Raw genomic sequence first — 26,321 nt, forward strand, 5'->3', positions numbered from 1 at the left:
CTCCGAGTGTACGTCTTAGTTGAGCGCGTCTTTCAGCGCCTTGCCCGGACGGAACTTCGGAATCTTGGCGGCCTTGATTTTAATCGCGTCGCCGGTGCGCGGATTGCGGCCGGTGCGAGCGGCGCGCTTGCCGACTGCGAAAGTGCCGAAACCGACGAGCGACACGGAGCCGCCTTTTTTGAGCGTGGTACGAATGGCGCCGATGGTCGATTCAAGCGCGCGGGTGGCGGCTGCCTTGGAAATATCGGCGTTTTTTGCGATGTGCTCAATCAGTTCGGTCTTGTTCACAAGGGCCCCTTGTCGAAGAAATAAAGTTGGTCGGCTTCGTCAGCTGCGAGTCGGTCGCAGGATGGCGCGACGCACGAAGCCTGGCAGGACTGACGCCTCGGCAGCGCGCTGCCAGAAGGATTACAACCACTGGTCTGCGGGGTGTCAATACGACACGCGGCCACGCAGAACAGCGGAGCGCGCGATTTTAGGGGCGTTTCGCGCGGGCCAATTTCCAGCGACCTGAAAGCGCGTCAAAGGGCTTCTGCAATGGCGCGGCCGAGGTCCGAAGTGCTCGCCGTGCCGCCGATGTCGGGCGTGCGCGGTGCGCCGCTTTGGGGCGCGAGCACCTTTTCGATGGTGCTCAGGATCGCGTCGTGCGCGTTCTTGTGGCCCAGGAACTCGAGCATCATCGCGCCGCACCAGATCTGGCCGATCGGGTTGGCGATGCCCTTGCCCGCGATGTCCGGCGCGGAACCGTGCACCGGCTCGAACAGCGACGGCGTGGTCCGCTCGGGGTTGAGGTTCGCGCTCGGTGCGATGCCGATGGTGCCGGTGCAGGCCGGTCCCAGGTCGGAGAGGATGTCGCCGAACAGGTTGCTCGCGACCACCACGTCGAAGAAGTCGGGCCGCTGCACGAAGTGGGCCGTGAGGATGTCGATGTGGAACTTGTCGAGCTTCACGCCCGGGTAGTTCTTCGCCATCTCGGCCACGCGCTCGTCCCAGTAGGGCATGGTGATCGAGATGCCGTTCGACTTGGTCGCACTCGTCAGGTGCTTCTTCGGGCGTGACTGGGCCAGCTCGAAGGCGAACTTGAGCACGCGGTCCACGCCGTGGCGCGACATCACGGTTTCCTGCACCACGATCTCGCGCGGCGTGCCCTCGTACATGCGCCCGCCGATGCTCGAGTACTCGCCTTCGGTGTTCTCGCGCACGATGTACATGTCGATCTCGCCAGGCTGGCGCGGCGAGCCGTCGCGCCGCACCACGGGCGCCGTGATGCCGGGCATCAGGCGCGCGGGACGCAGGTTGATGTACTGGTCGAACTCGCGGCGGAACAGCAGCAGCGAACCCCAGAGCGACACGTGGTCGGCGATCTTCTCGGGCCAGCCCACGGCGCCGAAGTAGATGGCATCGTGGCCGCCGATCTGGTCCTTCCAGTCGTCGGGCAGCATCTTGCCGTGCTTCTCGCAGTAGTCCCAGCTCGAGAAGTCGAAGTGATCGAACTTCAGGTCGATGCCGAACTTGCGCGCCGCCGCATCGACCACGCGCAGGCCCTCGGGCATGGTCTCCTTGCCGATGCCGTCGCCGGCGATGACTGCGATTCTGTGGGTGGTCATGGTCTGGTTCCTTCTTGCTGCAAGGGGGTGAAAAACCGGAGCGCCTCGGCGAGCACTTCGCCGGGCGCTTCTTCGGGAAGATAGTGGCCGCACGGCAGCGCGCGGCCCGAAACCTCGTCGGCCTGCGCGCGCCACAGCGCGAGCACATCGAAGCAGCGCCCCACCGCGCCGTGCTCGCCCCAGAGCACGCGCAGCGGCTGCGCCAGGCGCCGGCCCGCCGCGAGGTCGGCACGGTCGTGCACGAGGTCGATGGTGGCGGAGGCGCGGTAGTCCTCGCAAATGGCTTCGGCGGTGGCCGGGAATGGCCGCGCAGCGCTCGTACTCGGCCAGCACCTCGGGCGCGAACGGCGCGAGGCCCGCATGCCGTCCGCCCATCACGCTGCGCACGTAGCGCACCGGATCGGAGGCGATCAGCGCCTCGGGCAGCGGCGGCGGCTGGATCAGGAAGAACCAGTGCCAGTAGGCGCGGGCGAACGCATCGGAGGTGTTCTCGTACATCGCGAGCGTGGGCGCGATGTCGAGCAGCAGCATGCGATCGACCGCATCCGGATGGTCCGCAGCCAGACGGTGGGCCACGCGCGCGCCGCGGTCGTGCGCCAGCACGCCGAAGCGCTCGAAGCCGTGGTGCCGCATCGCGGCCAGCGCATCGAGCGCCATTCCCCGCTTGCTGTAGGCGACGTGCGCCGCGTCGGCCGCGGGGCGGCCCGAATCGCCGTAGCCGCGCAGGTCGATCGCGACCACGGTGAAGCGCTCGGCGAGCGCTGGCGCCACGCGGTGCCAGATCGCATGCGTCTGCCGGATGGCCGTGCAGCAGCAGCAGGGGCGCGCCCTGCCCGCCGATGCGGCCATGCACGCGCACGCCATCGCGCTTGAGATCGAAAGTCGGAAAGCCGAGAAAGGAAGAAGCGGTCACGGCGCGATTGTGCGTTGCGTGCCCTCGATCATCAAGCAACAATCGGCCAATTCATACTTTCCGTTCTGGCATGAATCCTCTCTCCCTCGAACGCAGCGACCTCGAACTGGTGCTGGCGATCCGCGACCAGGGCAGCCTTGCCGGCGCGTCCGCCACGCTCGACGTGGTGCCTTCGGTGGTCACCAAGCGCCTGGGCGCGCTCGAGGCACGGCTGGGCCAGCGGCTCTTCGAGCGCACCACGCGCCGGCTCAGCGTGACGGCCGAGGGCGAGGCCGTGTGCCTGCATGCGAAGGCGCTGCTCGACGGCTTCGCGGCGCTCGAGAGCGAGCTCGGCGAACGCCAGAACGAACTGGTCGGCACCATCCGGCTCGCCGCCACCTTCGGTTTCGGGCGGCGCTGGCTCGGTCCCGCGCTCGCGGCCTTCCAGGCGCGGCATCCCGCCCTGCAGATCGAACTGCTGCTGACCGAGCGCCTGCCCGACCTCGGGGCCGAAGGCTATGACGGCGCGCTCTGGCTCTGGGCGGTGCAGCAGCGGCGCGCGGCCGACTGGGTCACGCGCCGCATCGCGCGCAACCAGCGCGTGCTGGCCGCGGCGCCGGCCTACCTCGAACGGCGCGGCATGCCGGCCACGGTGGAGGCGCTCGGCACGCACGCCTGCCTGATCGCACGCGAGAACGGCGAGGCCAACCAGCGCCAGTCCGCGCTCTGGACTTTGCGCCATGCGCGCGACGGCAGCACGGCGCGCGTGCGGGTGCAGGGGCCGCTGGCCAGCAATTCGGGCGAGATGGTGCGCGACTGGTGCCTGGCCGGCCACGGCATCATGCTGCGCAGCCTGTGGGACATCGCACCGCAGCTGGCGTCGGGCGCGCTGGTGCGCGTGCTGCCGGCCTACGCGATGCCCGATGCCGACATCCACTGGATCGCGCCCTGGCGCCCGAAGACGCCGCGCCGCGTGCGCCTGCTGCTGGACCACCTGGCCGAGCAGTTCCGCGGCGAGCCCTGGAAGCCCGCGAAGCCGGGCGCACGCTGACTGCGCTTCAGCGCTCGCCGCGGACCACGAGGCTCACGCCGATCGCAGTGAGCCCGATGCCGGCCAGCGTGGTGAGCGTGATCGGCTCGGCGAACAGCAGCCATGCCATCACGGCCGTGCACGGCGGCACGAGGTAGAGCAGGCTCGTCACCGCGGTGGCCGTTCCGCGCTGGATCAGCATGTAGAGCAGCGAACTGCCGCCCAGCGACAGCGCGAGCACCGACCACGCCATCGCGCCGGCCGAATGCGCGTTCCAGTGGATGGCCTCGCTTTCCAGGGCCGCGAACGGCAGGGTCACGATCAGTGCCGCGGCCATCTGCACCGCGCTCGCGCTGCGCACGTCGCAGGGTTCGACGAAGCGCTTCTGGTACAGCGTGCCGGCCGTGATCGACAGCAGCGCCATCAGCGCCAGCGCCATGGTCAGCGCGCTCACCTCGGAACCCTGGTCGAGCTTGCGCAGCACCACGAGCACGAGGCCGCCGAAGCCGAGCACCAGCCCCGCCCACTGCCGCTGCGAGATGCGCCCGCCGTGCAGCGAGAACCACACGGCGGTCAGCACCGGCTGGATGCCGACGAGCAGCGCCACCAGCCCCGAGCCCATGCCCGCCTTCACCGCGGCCCAGACGCCGCCGAGGTAGCCGGCCTGCATCAGCACGCCGGTGATCGCGAGGTGGCCCCATTGCGCGCGGCGCGCCGGCCAGGCCACGCGCGCGAGTGCGATCCAGAGCGCGAAGCAGGCGAGCGAGAGCGCATAGCGCACGGCCAGGAACTTGAGCGGCGGGGCATGCGGCATGCCATAGCGCGCGACGATGAAGCCCGTGCTCCAGATCAGCACGAAGACCGCCGGCATCGCCCGCAGCCAGCCCGCGCCGCGGGCCGCGGCCGCGGTCATTTGGCGCGCGCCCGGATCTCGGGGATGGCCTTCTGCAGGTAGTAGACCATCGACCAGATCGTCAGCACGGCCGAGATCCAGATCAGCCACTGGCCCCACCAGCCGGTGTCGATCACGCCGAACAGGCGCCTGTCATAGAGCAGGAACGGAATCGCGACCATCTGCACCGTGGTCTTGACCTTGCCGATCATGTGGACCGCCACGCTCTTGCTGGCGCCGATCTGCGCCATCCATTCGCGCAGCGCCGAGATCGCGATCTCGCGGCCGATGATGATCAGCGCGACGAACACGTCGGCCCGGTTCAGGTGCACCAGCACCAGCAGCGAGGCGCAGACCAGGAACTTGTCGGCCACCGGATCGAGGAAGGCGCCGAAGGCCGAGGTCTGGTTGAGCTTGCGCGCCAGGTAGCCGTCGAGCCAGTCGGTGGCGGCGAACACGATGAACATGACCGTGGCGATCAGGTTGCGCATCGGCTCGGCCAGCGGCAGATAGAACACGCCGACGATCAAAGGGATCGCGACGATGCGCGTCCAGGTCATGATGGTCGGGAGGGTCCAGAACATATGCGGGCGATTGTGTCATGCCGGGAGTGGCCCCGGCGCTTCTCGCCTAATGCAGGGCCTTGTAGATTTCCTCGGCGAGGTCGGTCGCGATGCCTTCGACCGAGGCGATGTCCGCCACGCTCGCCGCCGCCACGCCGCGGATGCCGCCGAAGCGCTGCAGCAGCCGGGCGCGGCGCTTCGGTCCGATGCCCGGAATGTCCTCGAGCTGGCTGCCGCCCACGCGCACCTTCGCGCGCTTGGCGCGCATGCCGGTGATCGCGAAGCGGTGCGCCTCGTCTCGGATCTGCGCGACCAGCATCAGCGCCGCCGAGTCCTTGCCCAGGTAGACCTTCTCGCGGCCGTCGGCGAACACCAGTTCCTCGAGCCCGACCTTGCGGCCCTCGCCCTTCTCCACGCCGACGATCAGCGACAGCGGCAGACCGAGTTCGCTGAACACCTCGCGCGCCATCGACACCTGGCCCTTGCCGCCGTCCACCAGCACTAGGTCGGGCATGCGCGCGGCCCGGGTGCGCGGCGGCGCGTCGCTGCCGGCACCGGCCGCATCGCCCGCGGGCGGCGCATCGGTCTCGGCCGCCATCGCCTCGGCCAGCTTGCCGTAGCGGCGGTGCAGCACCTGACGCATGGCGGCATAGTCGTCGCCGGGCGTGATGCCCTCGATGTTGTAGCGGCGGTACTCGCGGTTCTGCATCGCATGGCGCTCGAACACCACGCACGAGGCCTGCGTGGCCTCGCCCGCGGTGTGCGAGATGTCGAAGCATTCGATGCGGAAGTTGTCGAGGTCGTCGGGCGCGAGTTCCAGCGCGTCGGCGAGCGCGCGCGTGCGCGCCTGCTGCGAGCCCTCCTCGGCCAGCAGCCGGGCGAGCTGCAGCCCGGCGTTGGTCTCGGCCATCTCGAGCCAGTGGCGGCGCTGCTCGCGCGGCTGGAACACCGCCGTCACGCGCGAGCCGGCCTGCTGCGAGATCGCCTCGATCAGTTCGCGGCTCACCGGGTGGCTGAGCACCAGCGTGGCGGGCACCGGCACGTCGATGTAGTGCTGGGCGATGAAGGCTTCGAGCACCTGCACCTCGACCGGGTCGGCCAGCGCGGGCAGCGCGCCCTCCTCCGCGTCGAGTTCGCCGTGATGAATCTGCGAGGCGTCCTCCACATGCACCGGAAAGTAGGGCCGGTCGCCCAGATGCCGCCCGCCGCGCACCATCGCGAGATTGACGCAGGCCTTGCCGCCCTGCACCTTCACCGCGAGGATGTCCACGTCCTTGTCCGACGCGATCTCGATCGACTGCTGGTGCAGCACGCGCGAGATCGCCGACATCTGGTTGCGCAGCTCGGCCGCCTGCTCGAATTCGAGCCTCTCGGCATGCGCGGTCATCCGCGCCTCGAGCTTCGAGAGCACGAGCTGGGTGTCGCCCATCAGGAAGGCCTCCGCGCTCGCCACGTCCTGCGCATAGGCCTCGGGCGCGATGTAGCCCACGCAGGGGCCCGAACAGCGCTTGATCTGGTAGAGCAGGCAGGGCCGCGTGCGGTTGGCGTACACCGTGTCCTCGCAGGTGCGCAGCCTGAACACCTTCTGCAGCAGCTGGATCGATTCCTTCACCGCCCACGCGCTCGGGTAGGGCCCGAAGTAGCGGTGCTTCTTGTCGACCGACCCGCGGTAGTAGGCGAGCCGCGGAAACTGGTGCGATGCGATCTTGAGGTAGGGATAGCTCTTGTCGTCGCGAAACAAGATGTTGTAGCGCGGCTTGAGCGTCTTGATCAGGTTGTTCTCGAGCAGCAGCGCCTCGGCCTCGGAGCGCACCACGGTGGTCTCCATGCGCGCGATCTTCGAGATCATGTGGCCGATGCGCGTGCCGCCGTGGTTCTTCTGGAAGTAGTTGGCGACCCGCTTCTTGAGGTTGCGCGCCTTGCCCACGTAGAGCACCGCGCCCGCCGCGTCGAAATAGCGGTAGACGCCGGGCAGCTGCGGCAGGGCCGCGACTTCGCTGAGCAGTTGTTCGGAATGCACGTCGGACATGGCGGCTATTGTGGCGCGCGGCACGGGCGAAGCGGCGGCCGCGCGGCGCCGCTGCGGCCGCCCGGGGTTATTTGGCGAGTTCGCTCACCAGGCGGTAGAGGAACTCGCGCCCGTCGTAGAGCCGCCGGATCTCGATGCGCTCGTCCAGGCCGTGGGCGCGCGCATCGGCCGGGTCGAGGAACATGCCGGTCACGCCGTACATCGGGATGCCGGCGTTGCGCAGGAAGCGGCTGTCGGTGGCGCCGGTGCTCATCGCGGGCACCACCGGCACGCCCGGCCACATCGCCTGCGTGAGCGACTCGACCGTCTTCACCAGGTCGCCATTGAGCGGCGAGGCCGGGCTGCGCAGCGGCTTGCCGACGTTGCGCAGCACGATCTTGTCGTTGCCGATCGCCTGCGTCAGCTGGCGCTCGACCTCCTCCGGATCGTCGTGCGGCAGGATGCGGCAGTTGACCGTGGCCTTGGCCGACTGCGGCAGCGCGTTCTCGGCATGCCCGGCCTGCACCATCGTCGCCACGCAGGTGGTGCGCAGCTGGGCGTTGTAGGCCGGGTTGGCCGTCATGCGCTCGAGCACGGCGGCATCGGGATTGCCGGTGCCGATCGCGCGCATGTCCTCGGCGAGCTGGCCGGTCGCGAACGGCGCGCTGCGCGCGAAATAGGTCCGCGTCACGTCCGCGAGCTTGATCGGGAACGCATGGTTGCCGAGGCGCTCGAGCGCGGCCGACAGCGCGTAGATCGGATTGTTCTTCGTCGGCACCGAGCTGTGGCCGCCCACGTCGCGCGCCTCGAGCACGTAGGTGGTGTACATCTTCTCGGCCACCTGCATGCGGTGCAGGTTGGGCTTGCCGCCGCGCAGCTCGCCGCCGCCGCCTTCGTTGATGCCGAACTCCGCCTGCAGCAGTTCGGGCTTGTTGTTGATGAGCCAGAAGGCGCCGTTGCTGAGCGCGTCACCGCGCTCCTCGTCCGCGGTGAGCGCGAGGATGATGTCGCGCTTCGGCTTGAAGCCCTCCTGCTTGAGCTGCGCCAGCACCGACACCAGCGCCGCCGCCATCGCCTTGTCGTCGATCGCGCCGCGCGCGGTGAAGTAGCCGCCGCTTTCCTGCAGCTTGAAGGGGTCGGTCTTCCAGTCCTCGCGCCGCGCCTCCACCACGTCGATGTGGGCCAGCAGCAGCAGCGGCTTCTTGCTGCCGTCGCCCTTGAAGCGGAGCACCAGGTTGCCCTTCTTCGGGAAGGGCTCGAAGATCTGGATGTCGCCGGGCGCGAAGCCCGCCTCGAGCAGGCGCTTCTCCATCGCGCGCGCCGCCTGCGTGTTGTCGCCCACCGAATGGGTGGTGTTGATCTCGATCAGCTCCTTGTAGATCTCGCGGAAGCGCTGCTGCTGAGGCGACAAGGGCGCGTCCTGGGCCTGCGCCGCAAGCCCCCCGAGCGCGAGGGACAGGGCGAGCAGGGTTCTCGCGACACCATGGGAAAGCGGGGAACGGCGACGACGCGGCAGGCGCATGTTTCTCTCTCCGGCTGTTGTGGTGGCGGGCAGCATACCAAGCGACGGCTCGCGCGCACGCGCCGGCACGGGCACACTCCGGGCCATGCAATGGGACATCTTCTGCCGGGTCATCGACAACCATGGCGACCTCGGCGTCTGCTGGCGGCTCTCGACCCAGCTCGCGGCGCTCGGCGAGCGCGTGCGGCTGTGGATCGACGACGCCACCGCGCTGCACTGGATGGCGCCCGCGGGCTGCGAGGGCGTGCAGCGGGTCGACTGGCTCGACCCGGCCGCGGTCCGCGAGGCCGCCGCCGCGCCGGCGCCCGACGTGCTGATCGAAGCCTTCGGCTGCGACCCCGCGCCCGCGCTGATCGTGCGCTTTGCCGAGGCGGCGCACGCGCCGGGTGCGCCGCCGCGGGCCTGGATCAACCTCGAATACCTCTCGGCCGAGCCCTACGTCGAACGCCTGCACGGCCTGCCCTCGCCCGTGTTCAAGGGCCCTGGCGCCGGGCTCTCGAAGCGCTTCTTCTACCCGGGCTTCACGCCGGCCACGGGCGGACTGCTGCGCGAACCGGGCCTGGCGCAGCGGCGGGCGCGCTTCGACCGCGCCGGGTGGCTCGCGGCGCAGCAGATCCCGTGGCAGCCTGGCGAACGGCTGGTGTCGCTCTTCTGCTACGAACCGCCCGCGCTCGCCGAGCTGCTGGCGCAGCTTGCGGCCGCGCCCGTGCCCACGCGGCTGCTGGTGACCGCGGGCCGCGCCGCGCATGCCGTCAAGGCCTTTTTCGCGGAACGGCAGCCGCCCGGCCATGCGCTCGCCGGCTTCGGGGTGCTGTCGATCTCCTGCCTACCCTACCTGACGCAGGTCGATTTCGACCATCTGCTGTGGGCCTGCGACCTCAATTTCGTCCGGGGCGAGGACTCGATCGTGCGCGCCCTCTGGGCCGGCGCGCCGCTGGTGTGGCAGATCTATCCCCAGGACGACGACGCCCACCACGTCAAGCTCAACGCCTGGCTCGACTGGCTGGGCGCGCCGGCGTCGCTGCGGCAGTTCCACCACGCCTGGAACGGCTTCGGCGAGGCGCCGCTGCCCCCGCTCGCCGACCTGGAGCCGTGGGGCGGAACGGTGCGCGCCGCGCGCGAAAAGCTGCAGGCCCAGGACGATCTGGTCACCCAATTGCAACGCTGGGTCGCCGGAAAAAGCTAAAATAGCGGGCTTTGCGGATTTCGGCCCGGATCGACACCATCCGAGATGCTCCCGCCAAACCTGCTTTAAAACCCGCCGCGGGACCTGTACCGCGGGGCCAATTCCTCGGCAATCTTGCAAAAGCCGCCGAGGGCCCCGTGCACCGAGCGGCCAACATCCAGAGAACCTGATATGAAAATCGCTCAAGAAATCCGCGCCGGCAACGTGATCATGCACGGCAAGGACCCGATGGTCGTGCTCAAGACCGAATACAGCCGCGGCGGCCGCAACAGCGCCACCGTGCGCATGAAGATGAAGAGCCTGATCGCCAACTTCAACACCGAAGTGGTCTTCAAGGCCGACGACAAGATGGACCAGATCGTGCTCGACAAGAAGGAGTGCACCTACTCCTACTTCGCCGACCCGATGTACGTCTTCATGGACACCGAGTACAACCAGTACGAAGTCGAAGCCGAGAACATGGGCGACGCCCTGAACTACCTCGAGGACGGCATGCCTGCCGAAGTGGTGTTCTACGACGGCAAGGCCATCTCGGTCGAACTGCCCACCAGCGTCGAGCGCGAAATCACCTGGACCGAGCCGGCCGTCAAGGGCGACACCTCGGGCAAGGTCATGAAGCCCGCCAAGATCTCGACCGGCTTCGAAGTGCCGGTGCCGCTGTTCGTCTCGCAAGGCGACAAGATCGAAATCGACACCCGCACGGGCGAATACCGCAAGCGCGTCTGAGCCTGCGCGGCCCGAACGACCGAAGGCTCCGCGAGGAGCCTTTTTCTTTGGCGCGCCCGCCGGCCGCAACGCTGCACAATGCAGCGATTCCCTCGGCAGATTCTTCATGAACAACACGCACGACCTTCACGACAAACGCCTCGCCGACGCCTGGGCCACGCTCAAGACGCACGCCGAGAAAGGCCTCCCCCTCGATCCCGATCCCTCGCGCATCGCCTTCGCCGATCCGGAGTTCCTGCTGCGCCGTGAAACCCGCGGCATCCGCATGCAGCTCGAGCTCATGAAGCCCGACCTGGAGCAGCGCGCCCACGGCATCGAGAACACCATCGTGGTCTTCGGCAGCGCGCGCTTCCGCAGCGAAGAGGAAGCGGCCGAACTCGTCGCGAACGCCGAAGCCGCCGGCGACGCCGCCACGGCCGAGCGCTGGCGCCGCCTCGCGCGCAGCTCGCACTACTACGAGAAGGCACGCGCGTTCGGCAAGCTCGTCGCGCAGTACAGCAGCGACAAGGAGCCCGAGGACAAGCTCTTCATCTGCACCGGCGGCGGCCCCGGCATCATGCAGGCGGCCAACCGCGGCGCGCACGAAGGCGGCGGCCTCTCGGTCGGCCTGGCCATCGCGCTGCCGATGGAGGAAGCGGCCAACCCTTACGTCACGCCCGCGCTGAGCTTCAAGTTCCACTACTTCGCGATCCGCAAGATGCATTTCATGATGCGTGCGAAGGCGCTGGTGGCGTTCCCGGGCGGCTTCGGCACGCTCGACGAGCTGTTCGAGGTCATCACGCTGGTGCAGACCCGCAAGTCGCAGCCGGTGCCGATCGTGCTGTTCGGCTCGGACTACTGGAAGAAGCTGATCGACTTCGACTTCCTGGTCGAGGAAGGCGTGATCTCGCCAGGCGACGTGGACCTGTTCGAATACGTCGACACGCCCGAAGACGGCTGGAACGCGATCAAGCGCTTCTACAAGCTGTAGGCGCGCGCGGCGGGCGGGACCGGTCCGGACCCGCGCCGGGCTCAGACCTTCAGCCCCCAGGTGGCGCGCGCCCCGAGCGCCACCACGCCGCCCACGACCCAGAACACGCCGGCGATGCCGATCAGCGCGCCGAGCGAGCCGAACAGCATCGGCATCGCCACACTGGAGGCATTAATGGTCATCAGCCGCAGGCCCAGCGCCTCGCCGTGGCGCGCGTGCGGCGTGATCTGGTGCAGCATGCTCATCACCATCGGCTGCACCGCGCCGAGCGCGAAGCCGAGGATCACCGAGCACAGGCCCATGGTCCAGGCCGAGTCGAGCAGCGGATAGACCGCGAACACCGCGGCGGTGACGACGGTGGAGCTCAGGATCACGCTGCGCTCGGACGCGCGCGAGGCGATGATCGGCAGCACCACGCGGATCGCCGCGGCCGCCACCGCGAAGGCGCCCAGGATCGAGCCGATCACCGAAGCGCCGATGCCGCGGTCGTGCCCGAGCACCGGCAGCACGAAGGCATGCACGTCCCAGCTCGAGGACTGCAGCCAGTTCACGAACAGCAGGCGGCGGAACATCGGTTCGCGCAGCAGGTCCCAGGCGCGCGTGCGCGTCGCGCCCGCCACGGAGGCCGCGGGCGGCGGCTCGTGCGCGCCGCGCGCGAGCATCCAGCAGACGACCGGCAGCAGCGCCATGGCCGCGAAGCAGACGCGGAAGGCCAGCAAGTCCGCGGGCACGCGACCCGCATGGTCGATCAGCAGGCCGGCCATGAAGGGGCCGACGAAGTTGGCGATCGCCGGCGCGATCGCGAGCCAGCTGAACACGCGCTTGAGCTGCGTGGGATCGGTCGCGGAGCGGCCCACGTGCCGCTGGAGCGCGATGACGGTCGCGCCGGTGGCGCCGCCCGTCAGCAGCGCCGCGAGGCACATGACCGGAAAGACCGGGAACACCAGCGCGAGCCCCGCGCCGATGGAAGCCGCCAGCACCGACAGCCACAGGGGCCGCTTGAAGCCGTGGCGGTCGGCAAAGCGCCCCGCCGGCAGCGCTAGGAACACCTGCGTGAGCGCGAACAGCGCGATCAGCAGGCCGACCGCCGCCGCGCTGTAGCCCTGCTGCAGCGCCAGGAGCGGCGTCGCGAGCCGCATGCCGGCCATGGTCGCATGCAGGCAGACCTGGGCGCCGATCACGCGCAGCAGTTCGGAACCTTTCACGGGGTGTCGTCGCCCTCGCTGTCGGCGGTGGGCGGCAGCAGCGCCTGCGACTGCGCCTCGGGCAGTGCCTCGACCTTGCGCAGCGCGAGGCGCATCTGCTTGGCGCGCGTGTCGGCCTTGTCGATGGTGTCGGAGGCCTTGGCCACCTGCTCCTTGATGCGCGCGACCCATTCGCCATAGCGCTCGAACTCGGTCTTGACCGCGCCCAGCACCTTCCAGACCTCGGAGGCCTGCTGCTCGAGCGCGAGGGTGCGGAAGCCCATGTGCAGGCTGTTGAGCATCGCGAGCAAGGTGGTCGGTCCCGCGAGCGTCACGCGGTGCTGGCGCTGGATCGCGTCCATCAGGCCCGGACGGCGCAGCACCTCGGCATAGAGGCTCTCGACCGGCAGGAACATGATCGCGAAATCGGTGGTGTGCGGCGCGGCGAGATAGCTCTCGGCGATGGACTTGGCCTCGCTGCGCACGCGCGCCTCGAGCGCCTTGGCGGCGATCTCGGCGCCCGCGGCGTCGGCACGCTCGTGCGCATCGATCAGCCGTTCGTAGTCGTCGCGCGGGAACTTGGCATCGATCGGCAGCCACACCGGTGCGCCGTCGTCGCCGCGGCCCGGGAAGCGGATCGCGAAATCGACGCGCTGGCCGCTGCGCGGCTTGGTCTCGATCTGCCGGGCGTACTGGTCGGCCGTGAGCACCTGCTCCAACAGCGCCTCGAGCTGCACCTCGCCGAACACGCCGCGCGTCTTCACGTTGGTCAGCACCCGCTGCAGGCTGCCCACGCCCACCGCGAGCGTCTGCATCTCGCCCAGGCCCTTGTGCACCTGCTCGAGCCGCTCGGCCACCTGCTTGAAGCTCTCGCCGAGCCGCGCCTCGAGCGTGCTCTGGAGCTTCTCGTCGACCGTCCGTCGCATCTCCTCGAGCTTGGCGGTGTTGGTCTGCTGCAGCTGCGCGAGCTGCGTTTCCATGGTCGCACGCACTTCGGCCAGGCGGCGCGCGTTCGATTCGCTCAGGCCCTGCAACTGGTTGTTGAGCGTGTCGCCGAGGTTCTTCTGCAGCGATGCGAGCTGCAGCGAGAAGGCGTCGAGCTGGGCGTTCTGCGTGCGCGTGGCCTCGGCGCCCTGCTGCACCAGCGCCTGCTGGAAGGTGGCGAAGGCCTGCGCGGTCTCCTGCCGCGCGCCGCGCGAGCTTTCGCCGATCTCGTGGCGCAGTTCGCGCTCGGTGCGCTCGTGGGCGGACGCCATGGCGGCGAGCGTGCCCAGCACCTCGCCGTGGTCGGGCGTGGGCGGCCGGCGCGCGAGCAGCCAGACCAGCAGTGCCAGCTGGACCACGGCGAGCGCAGCCAGCGCGAGAAGGATCAATTCGGTCGGTTCCAAGGTGCGATGCGGTCTCTCTGTCTAGGCGCTGTTCATCGGCCGGCCGCCGGCACGGGCGTGACCGGCGTCAGCGGGCCCTTGCCGCCGAACCAGGCGATCAGGTTGTCGGCGGCCAGGTCGGCCATGGCACGCCGCGTGGGCACGGTGGCGCTCGCGATGTGCGGCGTGAGCACGACGTTGGGCACCGTCAGCAGGTCGGGATGGACCTTGGGCTCGCCTTCGAACACGTCGAGGCCGGCGGCGGCGATCCGCTTCTCGCGCAGCGCGACCGCCAGGGCCGCGTCGTCGACGATGCCGCCGCGGGCGATGTTCACGAGCGTGGCGGTCGGCTTCATCAGCGCGAGCTCGGCCGCGCCGATGGTGTGGTGCGAAGCCGGCGAATACGGCACCACGAGCACCACGTGGTCGGCCGTCTTCAGGAGCTCCTCCTTGCTCGCGTAGCGGGCCTTGCATTCGGCTTCCAGCGCCGCATCGAGGCGCGAACGGTTGTGATAGACCACCTTCATGCCGAAGCCGTGCGCGCCGCGCTTCGCGATGCCCTGCCCGATGCGGCCCATGCCGATGATGCCGAGCGTGGACCCGTGGATGTCGGAGCCCGCGAACATGTCGTAGCTCCATTTCTGCCACTTGCCCGCGCGCAGGAAGTGTTCGCTCTCGGCGATGCGGCGCGCGGTCGCCATCAGCAGCGCGAAGCCGAAGTCGGCCGTGGTCTCGGTCAGCACGTCGGGCGCGTTGGTGCCGAGCACGCCGCGCGCGGCCATCGCGTCGACGTCGAAGTTGTTGTAGCCCACCGCCATGTTGGCGCAGATCTTCAGGTCGGGGCAGGCGTCGAGCACCGCGGCATCGATGCGCTCGCTGCCCGTGGTGAAGGCGCCCTGCTTGCCCTGCAGCTTCGCGATCAGCTGTTCCTTGCTCCAGGTCTCGTCGGCCTGGTTCGACTCGACCTCGAAGTGCTGCGACAGGCGCTCGAGGGTCTCGGGAAAGATCGCGCGCGCGACCAGGATCTTGGGCTTGCTCATGATGTCTGTGCCTAGCGGAAGAAGATGAAGGTGGAGAGGACGAACAGCGGGACCAGAATGCCGACCGACCATGCCATGTAGCCGAAGAAGCTCGGCATGCGCACGCCGCGGCTTTCGGCGATGGCCTTGACCATGAGGTTGGGCGCGTTGCCGATGTAGGTGTTGGCGCCCATGAACACCGCCCCCGCCGAGATCGCGGCCAGGGTGGTGGCGAAGGTGGTCATGAGCGCGGCGGGGTCGCCGCCCGCGGTGTTGAAGAAGACCAGGTAGGTGGGTGCGTTGTCGAGGAACGAGCTCAGCACGCCGGTGGCCCAGAAGTACATCGCGGGGTCGGGCTGGCCGTCGGCGCGCGTCACCGCGGCGATGACCGCGCTGAACGGTCCGTGGGCGCCAGCCTTCAGCATCGCGATCACCGGAATGATGGTCAGGAAGATGCCCGCGAACAGCTTGGCCACCTCGGCCATCGGCCCCCACTCGAACTGGTTGTCGGAATGCACCTTGGCGGGCGTGATCTTCAGCGAGACCAGCAGGATCGCGATCAGCCCGACGTCGCGCACCAGCCCCGGCAGGCCCACGCGGGTGCCGAAGACCTCGAAGCCCACGGGCGATTTCCAGAAGCCCGAGAGCAGCACCAGGCACACGATGCCGCCGAGCAGCCAGAAGTTGGCGGCGCCGTCGAAGCCGAGGCGCGGCGTGTCCGGCGTCGGGTCGAAAGGCAGCACGCCTTCCTTGCGGTAATGGTGGCGGTCGATGAAATAGAACAGCACCAGCAGCGCGCCGAGCACGAACAGCGTCTCCGGAAAGATGTGGCGCGCGGTCCAGAAGAAATCGACCCCCTTGAGGAAGCCGAGGAACAGCGGCGGATCGCCGAGCGGCGTGAGCGAACCGCCCACGTTCGACACGATGAAGATGAAGAACACCACCACGTGCGCCTTGCTCACGCGGTTGTCGTTGGCGCGGATCAGCGGCCGGATCAGCAGCATCGAGGCGCCGGTGGTGCCCATGAAGCTCGCAAGCACCGCGCCAATCGCGAGCAGCGCCGTGTTGAGCCCCGGCGCGCCGTGCAGGTTGCCGCGGATGTGGATGCCGCCGGCCACGGTGAACAGCGCGGTGAGCAGGATGATGAACGGGATGTACTCCTCCACCAGCGCATGCACCAGCTGCACGCCGGCGAGCGGCACGCCGTAGACCGCGGCGAAGGGCAGCAGGAAGGCCAGCGCCCAGCCGGCGGCGATCTTGCCGTAGTGGTGGTGCCAGACCGAGGGGGCGAGCAGCGGCAACAGCGCGATCGACAGCAGGATGCCCGCGAACGGAACGCCCCAGAGCGGGGACAGCTTGCTGCCGTCGAATTCGGCGGCCATCGCGAGGGCGGGAAACATCATCGGCAGCACCGCGGCTGCCGCGAGGCGGATCGTTTTTTTCATGGGGCGCTACCGTACCAGACGATGTCAGGCCGGCGGCTGCTCGATTTCGAACACCTGGCGCAGGTAGGCCAGGTATTTTTCGTCCTCGCACATGTTCTTGGAGGGGGTGTCCGAGAGCTTCGCCACCGGCTGCCCGTTGCAGTTGATCATCTTGATGACGATCTGCAGCGGCTCGTAGCCGAGGTCGTTGGTGAGGTTGGTGCCGATGCCGAACGCCAGCTGGCAGCGGCCGCGGAACTGCTGGTAGAGCTCGATGGTGCGCGGCATGGTGAGACCGTCGCTGAAGATCAGCGTCTTGGTGAGCGGATCGACGCGGTTGGCGGCGTAGTGCGCGAGCATGCGCTCGCCCCATTGGAACGGGTCGCCGCTGTCGTGGCGCGCGCCGTCGAACAGCTTGCAGAAGTACAGGTCGAAGTCGCGCAGGAAGGCGCTCATGCCGTAGACGTCGGACAGCGCGATGCCGAGGTCGCCGCGGTATTCGCGGGCCCAGGTCTCGAAGCCGAACACCTGGCTGTCGCGCAGCCGCGGGCCCAGCGCCTGGCAGGCCTGCAGGTATTCGTGCGCCATGGTGCCGAGCGGGATCAGGCCGAGCTTCATGGCATAGAGCACGTTGCTGGTGCCCGCGAGCTGCGGCAGCCGGTCGCCGGGCCGGGGCGCGGCCGGCGGCGAAGTGACCGCGCCGAGTCTGGCGTTGAGCGTGCGCAGCACCTCCTCGTGCCAGTCCTTGGAGAAGCGGCGGCGGGTGCCGTAGTCGGCGATCTTCAGATCGGACAGCCCGGCGCCCTGCAACTGCGCGATCTTGGTCTCGAGGCGCCGGCGGCCCTCCTCGAAGTCTGGCTTCTTCTGGGTGTTGCGGAAGTAGACCTCGTTCACGATCGCGAGCACCGGGATCTCGAACAGGATGGTGTGCAGCCACGGCCCCTTGATGCGGATCTCGAGTTCGCCCGAGGGCTGCGGCGTGATGCTGATGTATTTCTCGTTGAGCCGGAACAGACCGAGGAAGTCGACGAAATCGCTCTTGATGAAGCGCAACGACCGCAGGTAGGCCAGCTCGGCGTCCCGGAACTGCAGCGAGCACAGGCTTCGCACCTCTTCGCGGATCTGGCCCGCGAACTGCGCGAGGTCGACGCCGGGATTGCGGCATTTGAAGCGGTACTCGACCCGCGCCCCGGGGAAGTGATGCAGGACGACCTGCATCATGGTGAACTTGTAGAGGTCGGTATCGAGCAGGCTGTGGATGATCATGGTGCGGCGCGCGTTGTCTCGGCTTTTCAGGCGTGCGTCCGATTATCACGGGCGCCGTCGGCTTGTGCCTACGGCGCCCGCCCAGGGCGTCCTACCGCCAGGGTGAATCGGTCCCGCGACAGTGGATTCACAGCGGCCACACAGTCCGCTGAATCAACTCGCAAAGGAGATTCGCATGAACAAGGACACCATCGAAGGCAACTGGAAGCAGCTCAAGGGCAAGGTCAAGGAGCAATGGGGCAAGCTGACCGACGACGACTTCGACGTCATCGCCGGCAAGCGCGACCAGCTGCTCGGCCGCATCCAGGAACGCCACGGCATCAGCCGCGACGAAGCCGAGAAGCAGGTCAAGGAATGGGAATCCCGCGACGGCCGCACGCCCGACACCCTCTGGTACGAAAAGTACTGAAGTCCGCGCGGGGACGCCGCGCGCCCCCGGCCGATACCTCCTCAACCAACCGAAAGAACGAACAATGAAAAAACATCTGCTCATGCTGGCCCTGGCCTCGACCTGCTTCATGGCCACCCAGGCCTCCGCGCTGACCAAGGACGAATACAAGGCCGCGAAGGAAAAGATCGAGGCCGACTACAAGGCCGCCAAGTCCCAATGCGATGCCCTGAAGGACAACGCCAAGGACGTCTGCGAGAAGGAAGCCAAGGGCAAGGAAAACGTCGCCAAGGCCGAACTCGAACAGCAGTACAAGCCCAGCGACGCGCATGCGCGCAAGGTCGCCGAGGAAAAGGTGAAGGCGAACTACGAGGTCGCCAAGGAAAAGTGCGATGACCAGACCGGCGACGCCAAGGCTGCCTGCGTGAAGCAGGCCAAGGCCGACGAGTCGCAGGGCAAGGCCGACATCAAGGCCATGAAGAAGAGCATGTAAGTGCGTGACCACGGCCGGAGCGGCCGTGCTGCGCAAGCTGCAAGACGAACGGCGCCCTCGGGCGCCGTTTTTTTTTGAGCTATCCGCGGGCGGCGGCTCAGGCCTTCAGCGCCTCGACCACGCGCTGCAGCGCCTCGGGCAGCGCCACCGGCCGCTGCGTGGCGCGGTCCACGTACACATGCACGAAGTGGCCCTGCGCGGCCGCCTTGTCGGAGCCCTCGGCGAACAGCCCGATCTCGTAGCGCACGCTCGAGCGCCCGGCCTCGGCCACGCGGATGCCCGCCTCCACCGTCTGCGGAAAGGCGATCGGGGCGAAGTAGTTGCACTGCGTCTCGACCACGAAGCCGATCGTCTGCCCCTGGTGGATGTCCAGCGCGCCGCGCTCGATCAGCAGCGCATTGACCGCGGTGTCGAACCAGCTGTAATAGACGACGTTGTTGACGTGGCCGTACATGTCGTTGTCGGCCCAGCGGGTCGGAATGCTGCGGAACGCGCGATAGCTGCTGCGGGCATTCGGCGTTGGTCGGGTGGCGGAACTCATCGCGCGGCATTGTGCCAGGGGGTGCCTCAGGCGCAATTTAGAAAGCGCCGTCTAAATTGCTGCAAAGCAGCAAAAAGCCCTTGATCGCCAGGCTGCGCTGCCTATACTTGAGGTCATGCTGCACCGCAACAAAGACGACGAGGCGCAGCGCAACGTGACCGACCACCCATCTCATACTTTCCGGAGATTCCAAAATGGCCCTGACCGCTGACCAGATCCTCGCCGCCCAAAAAGCCAATCTCGACACCCTGTTCGGCCTGACCACCAAGGCCTTCGAAGGCGTCGAAAAGCTCATCGAACTTAACGTGACCGCCTCCAAGGCTGCCCTGGCCGAAGCCGCCAGCACCGCCCAGGCCTCGCTGAACGTCAAGGACGCGCAAGAACTGCTGACGCTGCAAGCCAGCCTCTTCCAGCCGCTGGCCGAGAAGACCGCCGCCTACAGCCGTCACCTCTACGACATCGCCCAAGGCACCAGCGCCGAGTTCACCAAGGCGTTCGAAGCCAAGGCTGCCGAAGCCCAGCAGACCTTCGTCGGCCTGGTCGACAGCGCCTCGAAGAATGCCCCGGCCGGTTCGGAAACCGCCGTTGCCGTGCTGAAGAGCGCGGTGGCTGCCGCCAACAACGCCTTCGAATCGGTCCAGAAGGCCGTCAAGCAGGCCAGCGACGTCGCCGAAGCCAATTTCAACGCCGTGTCGACCCAGGCCGTCGCCGCCGCCAAGACCGCCACCGTCGCGCGCAAGCGCTGAGCCGCCGACCGGCCACCACCAGTTGTCTCCTTGGGTCCTCACGGACTCAATTCAGGCCTCATCCTCGGATGAGGCCTTTTTTTTCGTCTTCGATAATGCGAGCCTCATCAGGAGACTTTCATATGCAGATCGACGGCAAGGTTTTTATCGTGACCGGTGGCGCTTCGGGCCTCGGCGAAGGCACGGCGCGCATGCTCGCCGCCAACGGCGGCAAGGTGGTGATCGCCGACATGCAGGCCGACAAGGGCGAAGCCGTGGCCAAGGACATCGGCGGCGTGTTCGTCAAGTGCGACGTGAGCCAGGAAGCCGACGGCCAGGCCGCGGTGGCGGCGGCACTCCAGCTCGGCAAGCTCGTGGGCCTGGTCAACTGCGCCGGCATCGCGCCGGCCGAGAAGACCGTGGGCAAGAACGGGCCGCATGCGTTCGCCACCTTCAGCAAGACCGTCACGGTCAACCTGATCGGCAGCTTCAACATGATCCGGCTCGCCGCCGACGCCATGAGCCGGAACGAGCCCGAAGCCACGGGCGAGCGCGGCGTGCTCATCTCGACCGCCTCGGTCGCGGCCTACGACGGTCAAATCGGACAGGCCGCCTACAGCGCCTCGAAGGGCGGCGTGGTCGGCATGACCCTGCCCATCGCGCGCGACCTGGCGCGCAACGGCATCCGCAACATGACCATCGCGCCGGGCATCTTCGGCACGCCGATGCTCTTCGGCATGCCGCAGGAGGTGCAGGACGCGCTCGCCGCCAGCGTGCCCTTCCCCTCGCGCCTGGGCACGCCCGACGACTACGCGAAGCTCGCCAAGCACATCATCGAGAACGACATGCTCAACGGCGAGGTCATCCGTCTCGACGGAGCGATTCGGCTCCCTCCGCGCTGAACCTCGGCGTCACCGCCGTGCTGCCGGTGCGGTCCAGCCGCTCGTACTGGGCGATCACCTGGGCGCCCAGCAGCACGAGCGTGGCCGCGACCTCGAGGCTCAGCAGCACCACGATGGCGGTGGTGAGCGAGCCGTAGACGACGTTGACCTGCGACAGCGTCGAGAAATACCAGACCAGCAGATGCCGCGTGGCCTCCCACAGCAGCGCGGCCGTCACGCCGCCGAGCAGCGCATGGCGCAGCGACATGCGCCCGGCCGGCATCACGAGGTAGAGCGAGGTCAGCATGAAGATCTCGCCGCCGAGCCCGAGCAGGTACAGCAGCAGCCCCGAAACGCCCGAGAGCGACCATTCGCGGCCGAACAGGTCGACGCTTTCCTGCCCCACGATCTGCAGCGCGCCCGACACCAGCGTGACCAGCAGCAGCCCGACGCAGAGGCAGAGGATGTAGATGTAGGGCATGACGACCGACACCAGGAGATGCCGCCGGTGGTCGGCCTTGCGATGGTGGAAGATCACCGCCATCGCGCTCTCGAGCACGCTGAACGCGAGCGAACTGAAGAAGATCATCGTGACCAGCAGCACCGGCCCCATCAGGTCGCGATGGTCGAGGAAGTTCGACAGCTCGGTCACGATGGCCCTGGACTGCCCCGGCAGCAGCCATTCGAGATAGCGGCCGATGGTGCGCAGCAGTTCGGCCTGCTCGATCACGTGCGACAGCGCGATCACGCTGACGATCAGCAGCGGCACGATCGACAGCAGCGCGTAGTAGGCCACCGCACCCGCGAGCAGCAGCCCCTGGTTGGCGCGGAACGCCTTGAGCGCATCCCAGACGAAACGCAGGGGATGGCGCAGCAACGGCGCGGCGTGGCGGAATGGGTTGGGCGTCGTCATCCGTGGAAATTCCGTCGAAAGTATGCCGCCGGGACGCGCGGGTCCGGGCGCTTGCGTATGATTTGCCGCTCTTCGCCTACATGACCATCCCCGCTTCTTTCATCCAGGAACTCATCGCGCGTGCCGACGTGGTGGAAATCGTCGGGCGCTACGTGCAGCTCAAGAAGGCGGGCGCCAATTTCATGGGCCTGTGCCCCTTCCATGGCGAGAAGTCCCCCTCCTTCTCGGTCAGCCCGACCAAGCAGTTCTATCACTGCTTCGGCTGCGGCGTGCACGGCAACGCGATCGGCTTTCTCATGGAGCACGCCGGCATGGGCTTCGTCGAGGCGGTGCACGATCTCGCCGGCCAGTACGGCCTGCAGGTGCCCGAGAACGACGCCTCGCCCGCCGAGCGCGCGCGCGCCGCGAGCCAGCGGCAGAAGCAGGCCACGCTGACCGACGTGCTCGAGAAGGCCGGCGAGGCCTACCGCAAGGCGCTGCGGCAGGCGCCCGGCGCGATCGAATACCTCAAGGGCCGCGGCGTCTCGGGCGAGGTCGCCAAGCAGTTCGGCATCGGCTACGCGCCCGCGGGCTGGCGCACGCTGGCGAGCGTGTTCCCCGACTACGACGACCCGCTGCTCGCCGAGAGCGGCCTCGTGATCGTCAACACCGAGGACGGCGCGGAGGACGCGAAGCGCTACGACCGCTTCCGCGACCGCGTGATGTTCCCGATCCGCAACGTGAAGGGCGAATGCATCGGCTTCGGCGGCCGGGTGCTCGGCGACGAGAAGCCCAAATACCTGAACTCGCCCGAAACGCCGGTGTTCAGCAAGGGCCGCGAGCTCTACGGGCTGTACGAGGCCCGCTCGGCCTTCCGCGAGCGCGGCTATGCGCTCGTGACCGAGGGCTACATGGACGTGGTCGCGCTGGCCCAGCTCGGCTTTCCCAATGCCGTGGCGACCCTGGGCACGGCCTGCACCACCGAGCATGTGCAGAAGCTCTTCCGCTTCACCGAGTCGGTGGTGTTCAGCTTCGACGGCGACGCCGCCGGCCGCCGCGCCGCGCGCAAGGCGCTCGACGGCGCCCTGCCCTACGCCACGGACGTGCGCAGCATCAAGTTCCTGTTCCTGCCCGCGGAGCACGACCCCGACAGCTTCATCCGCGAATTCGGCGCTGACGCCTTCGCGCGCTTCGTGCAGGAAGCCACGCCGCTGTCCCGCTTCATGATCGAGGTGGCGCGCGAGGGCTGCGACCTCACGACCGCCGAAGGCCGCGCCCACATGAGCAGCAATGCCCGCCCGCTCTGGAGCGCCATGCCCGACGGCGCGCTCAAGCGGCAGCTGCTGAGCGAGATCGCCACGCTGGTGCAGCTGGACGCGCCGGCGCTGACCGAGCTCTGGGCCGCCACGCCCGGCCCGCGGAAGGCGGCGGCGCCCGCGCCGCGCCACGGCAGCGGGCCGGGCGACGAATTCGGCCACGACCCGGGCATGCCGCCGCCCTTCGACTCCGAACCGCCGCGCTACGAAAGCGATAGCAAGCCGCGCAAGTTCGTCAAGGGCAAGCGCTGGGGCGGCAAGTTCGAACCGGCGCCCGAGCCGCTGCGCGGCCGCGGCAAGCCGCCGAGCCGGCCCGACGTGGCGGCGCGGCTGCTGCTGTCGAACATGGCGCAATGGGAGGCGCTCTCGCAGGAGCTCCATCTGATGCTCTGCGACCTGCCGGGGCCGCACGGGGCGCTCTTCACCTGGCTCGACAGCCAGTCGCACGAGCATGGCGTCCAGCCCTGGGCGGCGCTGCGCGAAGGCATGCGCGGGCTCGACTTCGAGCCGCTGGCCGAGCGCCTGATGAGCGTGGAAGAAGCGGCGCCGGTGCCCGAGGGCGAGGAGGCGCAGCATCTGGCCGAGGCGGCCAAGGAACTCGCCAGCGTGCTCGATTTCATGCTCGACGACCGCCTGAAAGCGCAGCAGAGCGAGGCCATCGCGGCGGTCGGCAAGGACCCGAAGGCGCTCGAACGCTACAAGGCGCTCGAGGCCCGCCGCCTCGAACTGCGCCAGCGGCTGAACCCGCGCGGCGCAGAAAACGCTTGAAATCCGCGCAATAAGCTATAATGTAAGGCTTCGCAACTGGCGAAATCCAGGCAAGAGCGACAGCAGCACCTCCGGGCCGACCCCTCGCGCAATGCACTCCGACGGCAGATTCCGTCGGAAAGGGTCAATAACCGCAAGGACTGCACACCAAATGTTCGCCCGACATCTTGCCTGACGAGGAATTTCTTCCTCTTTCCCATTTGTCCGTCCGCGCCCGTGCGCGGGCTGTGGCGACGCTGCCCTGGTGCGGCGTTGCGCCTGTGAGTTCGCTTGGTCCATCTTGTCGCAACGAGGTCGTATGCCCAGTTCAAAGAAGCCTGCTCCTTCACTCGCCAAAAGCGTCGCCCCGAAGTCTGTTGCAGAAAAACCGTTGAAAGCCGGCGCCATGCCGGCAACTAAGTCGGGTGCCGCCGCTTCCAAATCGGCAACCGCTACGAAAGTGAAAACCGTGCCCACGAAATCGACCTCCATCGACGATCCGAAGAAGGCTGCCGCCAAGGCCGCCACCGCCGCCCCCGCCAAGAAGGTCGGCCGCCCGCCCAAGGCCGCCGGCGCCGCCGCGCCCGCCACCGGCGCCAAGCGCGGCCGCAAGCCCAAGGCCGGCAACGAAGCCGCCGAGAACGACATCGACCTGTCGGACATCGAGGACGACCTGGCCGGCGACGAACCCGCGGCGGCGACCGAGGAAAAGGTCAAGCCGCTGCGCATGAAGATCAGCAAGGCGAAGGAACGCGCCCTGATGAAGGAGTTCGGCCTCGACGAGACCGTGCTCTCCGAGGAAGACCTGGCCAAGCGCCGCTCGCGCCTCAAGACCCTGATCACGCTCGGCAAGACCCGCGGCTACCTCACGCACGGCGAAATCTCCGACCACCTGCCCGACAAGCTGGTCGACGCCGAGACCATGGAAGTCGTGGTCACCATGCTCAACGACATGGGCGTGGCGGTGTACGAGCAGACGCCCGACGCCGAGACCCTGCTGCTGAACAACACCGCGCCCACCGCCACCACGGTGGAAGAAGCCGAGGAAGAAGCCGAAGCCGCGCTCTCCACGGTGGACAGCGAATTCGGCCGCACCACCGACCCCGTGCGCATGTACATGCGCGAGATGGGCACGGTCGAGCTGCTGACGCGCGAAGGCGAAATCGAGATCGCCAAGCGCATCGAGGGCGGCCTGATGGCCATGATGGAGGCGATTTCGGCCTCCCCCGCCACCATCGCCGAGATCCTGCGCATGGCGGCCGACATCCGCGAGGGCAAGGTCGTCATCTCGACCGTGGTCGACGGCTTCTCGAACCCCAACGAGGCCGACGACTACGTGGCTGAGGAAGACTTCGACGAGTTCGACGAGGAAGACGACGACGACGGCAAGGGCGGCTCCAAGGCGCTCACCAAGAAGCTCGAGGAACTCAAGAACGAGGCGCTCTCGCGCTTCGACCGCATCGCCGAGATGTTCGAGAAGGTGCACAAGATCTACGACAAGGAAGGCTACGGCACGCCCGCCTACCAGAAGGCCCAGCAGGCCCTGTCGGACGAGCTCATGACCATCCGCTTCACGGCCAAGACGATCGAGAAGCTGTGCGACCTGGTGCGCACGCAGGTCGACGACGTGCGCAAGAAGGAGCGCGAGCTGCGCCGCATCATCGTGGACAAGTGCGGCTTCCCGCAGGACGAGTTCATCCGCGACTTCTCCGGCTACGACAAGAACGGCAACCGCGTGGCGTCGAACCTGCTGAACCAGAAGTGGATCGAGAAGCAGGCCGCCTCGGGCAAGCCCTGGAGCGCGGTGCTGGCCCGCAACATCCCGCCGGTGCAGGAACTGCAGCAGAAGCTCGCCGACATCCAGTCGCGCGTGGTGGTGCCGCTGACCGAGCTCAAGGACATCAACAAGCGCATGAACGAGGGCGAGGCCTCGTCGCGCGATGCCAAGAAGGAAATGATCGAGGCCAACCTGCGCCTCGTGATCTCCATCGCCAAGAAGTACACCAACCGCGGCCTGCAGTTCCTGGACCTGATCCAGGAAGGCAACATCGGCCTGATGAAGGCGGTCGACAAGTTCGAATACCGCCGCGGCTACAAGTTCTCGACCTACGCCACCTGGTGGATCCGCCAGGCCATCACGCGCTCGATCGCGGACCAGGCACGCACGATCCGCATCCCGGTGCACATGATCGAGACGATCAACAAGATGAACCGCATCTCGCGCCAGCATCTGCAGGAGTTCGGCTTCGAGCCCGACGCCGGCATCCTGGCCGCGAAGATGGAGATCCCGGAAGACAAGATCCGCAAGATCATGAAGATCGCGAAGGAGCCGATCTCGATGGAAACCCCCATCGGCGACGACGACGATTCGCACCTGGGCGACTTCATCGAGGACAGCAGCAACACGGCCCCGATCGAGGCCGCGATGCAGGCCGGCCTGCGCGACGTGGTCAAGGACATCCTCGATTCGCTCACGCCGCGCGAAGCCAAGGTGCTGCGCATGCGCTTCGGCATCGAGATGAGCACGGACCACACGCTGGAAGAAGTCGGAAAGCAGTTCGACGTGACCCGCGAGCGCATCCGCCAGATCGAGGCCAAGGCGCTGCGCAAGCTGAAGCATCCGTCGCGTTCGGACAAGCTCCGCAGCTTCATCGATACTCTGTAATCCGGGTTCCCTGAAGC

General features: G+C 67.9%; 23 protein-coding genes and 1 pseudogene. 10 read left to right on the forward strand and 14 right to left on the reverse strand.

What is annotated here, in order from left to right; translation table 11 throughout:
• Positions 1-15: 15 nt before the first annotated feature.
• The 3 genes and pseudogenes from M2165_RS25175 to M2165_RS25185 form a co-directional block, all read right to left on the reverse strand.
• Positions 16-288, reverse strand: coding sequence for an HU family DNA-binding protein (locus M2165_RS25175; protein WP_007830705.1), 273 nt, complete (start codon positions 286-288; stop codon positions 16-18).
• A 233-nt stretch (positions 289-521) separates the two neighbouring features.
• Positions 522-1,607, reverse strand: coding sequence for a tartrate dehydrogenase (locus M2165_RS25180; RefSeq protein WP_280817281.1), 1,086 nt, complete (start codon positions 1,605-1,607; stop codon positions 522-524).
• Positions 1,604-2,520 (reverse strand): annotated as a pseudogene (locus tag M2165_RS25185) (alpha/beta hydrolase). Before M2165_RS25185 ends, M2165_RS25180 begins: the two are co-directional and overlap by 4 nt.
• Positions 2,521-2,590: 70 nt before the next feature.
• Between M2165_RS25185 and M2165_RS25190 the strand changes: the two are divergent.
• The gene (locus tag M2165_RS25190; RefSeq protein WP_280817282.1) at positions 2,591-3,550 is read left to right on the forward strand and encodes a LysR substrate-binding domain-containing protein; all 960 of its coding nucleotides are present in this window, start codon (positions 2,591-2,593) and stop codon (positions 3,548-3,550) included.
• 7 nt (positions 3,551-3,557) lie between these two features.
• Here M2165_RS25190 and M2165_RS25195 read toward each other — a convergent pair whose 3' ends face one another.
• The 4 genes from M2165_RS25195 to M2165_RS25210 all read right to left on the reverse strand — a co-directional run bounded on the left by M2165_RS25195 (position 3,558) and on the right by M2165_RS25210 (position 8,514).
• Positions 3,558-4,442, reverse strand: coding sequence for a DMT family transporter (locus M2165_RS25195; protein ID WP_280817283.1), 885 nt, complete (start codon positions 4,440-4,442; stop codon positions 3,558-3,560).
• Positions 4,439-5,005 carry a CDP-diacylglycerol--glycerol-3-phosphate 3-phosphatidyltransferase gene (pgsA, locus tag M2165_RS25200; RefSeq protein ID WP_280817284.1) on the reverse strand — a complete coding sequence of 189 codons (567 nt, stop codon included), beginning with the start codon at positions 5,003-5,005 and terminating at the stop codon, positions 4,439-4,441. The genes M2165_RS25195 and pgsA overlap by 4 nt, the downstream gene beginning before the upstream one ends.
• 46 nt (positions 5,006-5,051) lie before the next feature.
• Positions 5,052-7,013 carry an excinuclease ABC subunit UvrC gene (gene uvrC, locus M2165_RS25205; protein ID WP_280817285.1) on the reverse strand — a complete coding sequence of 654 codons (1,962 nt, stop codon included), beginning with the start codon at positions 7,011-7,013 and terminating at the stop codon, positions 5,052-5,054.
• A gap of 67 nt (positions 7,014-7,080) precedes the next feature.
• Positions 7,081-8,514, reverse strand: coding sequence for a M20/M25/M40 family metallo-hydrolase (locus tag M2165_RS25210; RefSeq protein ID WP_280817286.1), 1,434 nt, complete (start codon positions 8,512-8,514; stop codon positions 7,081-7,083).
• 85 nt (positions 8,515-8,599) lie between these two features.
• On the opposite strand from M2165_RS25210, the gene earP reads away from it, so the two are divergent.
• The 3 genes from earP (at position 8,600) to M2165_RS25225 (ending at position 11,396) form a co-directional block, all read left to right on the forward strand.
• A complete protein-coding gene (earP, locus tag M2165_RS25215) occupies positions 8,600-9,700 on the forward strand; it encodes an elongation factor P maturation arginine rhamnosyltransferase EarP (RefSeq protein ID WP_280817287.1) in 1,101 nt (366 codons plus the stop codon).
• Between the two features lie 171 nt (positions 9,701-9,871).
• Positions 9,872-10,426, forward strand: a complete 555-nt coding sequence (efp, locus tag M2165_RS25220; protein WP_280817288.1) for an elongation factor P — start codon at positions 9,872-9,874, stop codon at positions 10,424-10,426.
• Between the two features lie 106 nt (positions 10,427-10,532).
• Positions 10,533-11,396, forward strand: coding sequence for a TIGR00730 family Rossman fold protein (locus M2165_RS25225; RefSeq protein ID WP_280817289.1), 864 nt, complete (start codon positions 10,533-10,535; stop codon positions 11,394-11,396).
• Between the two features lie 41 nt (positions 11,397-11,437).
• On the opposite strand, the gene M2165_RS25230 is transcribed toward M2165_RS25225, so the two are convergent.
• From M2165_RS25230 to pncB, 5 genes are read right to left on the reverse strand one after another with little or no spacing between them, the layout of a single operon-like run.
• A complete protein-coding gene (locus tag M2165_RS25230) occupies positions 11,438-12,601 on the reverse strand; it encodes an MFS transporter (protein WP_280817290.1) in 1,164 nt (387 codons plus the stop codon).
• A complete protein-coding gene (gene rmuC / locus M2165_RS25235; protein ID WP_280817291.1) occupies positions 12,598-13,968 on the reverse strand; it encodes a DNA recombination protein RmuC in 1,371 nt (456 codons plus the stop codon). Before rmuC ends, M2165_RS25230 begins: the two co-directional genes overlap by 4 nt.
• A gap of 32 nt (positions 13,969-14,000) precedes the next feature.
• A complete protein-coding gene (locus M2165_RS25240; protein WP_280817292.1) occupies positions 14,001-14,987 on the reverse strand; it encodes a D-glycerate dehydrogenase in 987 nt (328 codons plus the stop codon).
• Positions 14,988-14,998: 11 nt separating this feature from the next.
• Positions 14,999-16,411: a sodium:proton antiporter gene (locus M2165_RS25245; protein WP_280817293.1), complete on the reverse strand. Its 1,413-nt coding sequence runs from the start codon at positions 16,409-16,411 to the stop codon at positions 14,999-15,001.
• 24 nt (positions 16,412-16,435) lie between these two features.
• A complete protein-coding gene (pncB, locus tag M2165_RS25250; RefSeq protein ID WP_280817294.1) occupies positions 16,436-17,656 on the reverse strand; it encodes a nicotinate phosphoribosyltransferase in 1,221 nt (406 codons plus the stop codon).
• Between the two features lie 175 nt (positions 17,657-17,831).
• On the opposite strand from pncB, the gene M2165_RS25255 reads away from it, so the two are divergent.
• Entirely contained in the window at positions 17,832-18,065 is a 234-nt protein-coding gene (locus tag M2165_RS25255; protein WP_157613120.1) for a CsbD family protein, read from the forward strand.
• A gap of 64 nt (positions 18,066-18,129) precedes the next feature.
• On the forward strand, positions 18,130-18,537 hold the full coding sequence (locus M2165_RS25260) for a hypothetical protein (RefSeq protein ID WP_280817295.1): 408 nt from the start codon (positions 18,130-18,132) through the stop codon (positions 18,535-18,537).
• Between the two features lie 97 nt (positions 18,538-18,634).
• On the opposite strand, the gene M2165_RS25265 is transcribed toward M2165_RS25260, so the two are convergent.
• Positions 18,635-19,078: a thioesterase family protein gene (locus tag M2165_RS25265; RefSeq protein ID WP_280817296.1), complete on the reverse strand. Its 444-nt coding sequence runs from the start codon at positions 19,076-19,078 to the stop codon at positions 18,635-18,637.
• 194 nt (positions 19,079-19,272) lie between these two features.
• Here M2165_RS25265 and M2165_RS25270 point away from each other — a divergent pair, with 194 nt between their 5' ends.
• Positions 19,273-19,824: a phasin family protein gene (locus tag M2165_RS25270; protein WP_280817297.1), complete on the forward strand. Its 552-nt coding sequence runs from the start codon at positions 19,273-19,275 to the stop codon at positions 19,822-19,824.
• 122 nt (positions 19,825-19,946) lie between these two features.
• Positions 19,947-20,705: a 3-hydroxyacyl-CoA dehydrogenase gene (locus tag M2165_RS25275; protein ID WP_280817298.1), complete on the forward strand. Its 759-nt coding sequence runs from the start codon at positions 19,947-19,949 to the stop codon at positions 20,703-20,705.
• Here the strand turns inward: M2165_RS25275 and M2165_RS25280 are convergent.
• Positions 20,665-21,597 carry a YihY/virulence factor BrkB family protein gene (locus M2165_RS25280; RefSeq protein ID WP_280817299.1) on the reverse strand — a complete coding sequence of 311 codons (933 nt, stop codon included), beginning with the start codon at positions 21,595-21,597 and terminating at the stop codon, positions 20,665-20,667. The two genes, M2165_RS25275 and M2165_RS25280, sit on opposite strands and share 41 nt — an antisense overlap.
• An 80-nt stretch (positions 21,598-21,677) precedes the next feature.
• Here M2165_RS25280 and dnaG point away from each other — a divergent pair, with 80 nt between their 5' ends.
• Both dnaG and rpoD read left to right on the forward strand, forming a co-directional pair.
• Complete coding sequence (dnaG, locus tag M2165_RS25285) at positions 21,678-23,660, forward strand: DNA primase (RefSeq protein WP_280817300.1); 1,983 nt, start codon at positions 21,678-21,680, stop codon at positions 23,658-23,660.
• A 298-nt stretch (positions 23,661-23,958) separates the two neighbouring features.
• Entirely contained in the window at positions 23,959-26,304 is a 2,346-nt protein-coding gene (gene rpoD / locus M2165_RS25290; protein WP_280817301.1) for an RNA polymerase sigma factor RpoD, read from the forward strand.
• The last annotated feature ends 17 nt before the right edge of the window (positions 26,305-26,321 follow it).

It is taken from the genome of Variovorax sp. TBS-050B (genome assembly GCF_029893635.1).
Lineage (GTDB): Bacteria > Pseudomonadota > Gammaproteobacteria > Burkholderiales > Burkholderiaceae_C > Variovorax.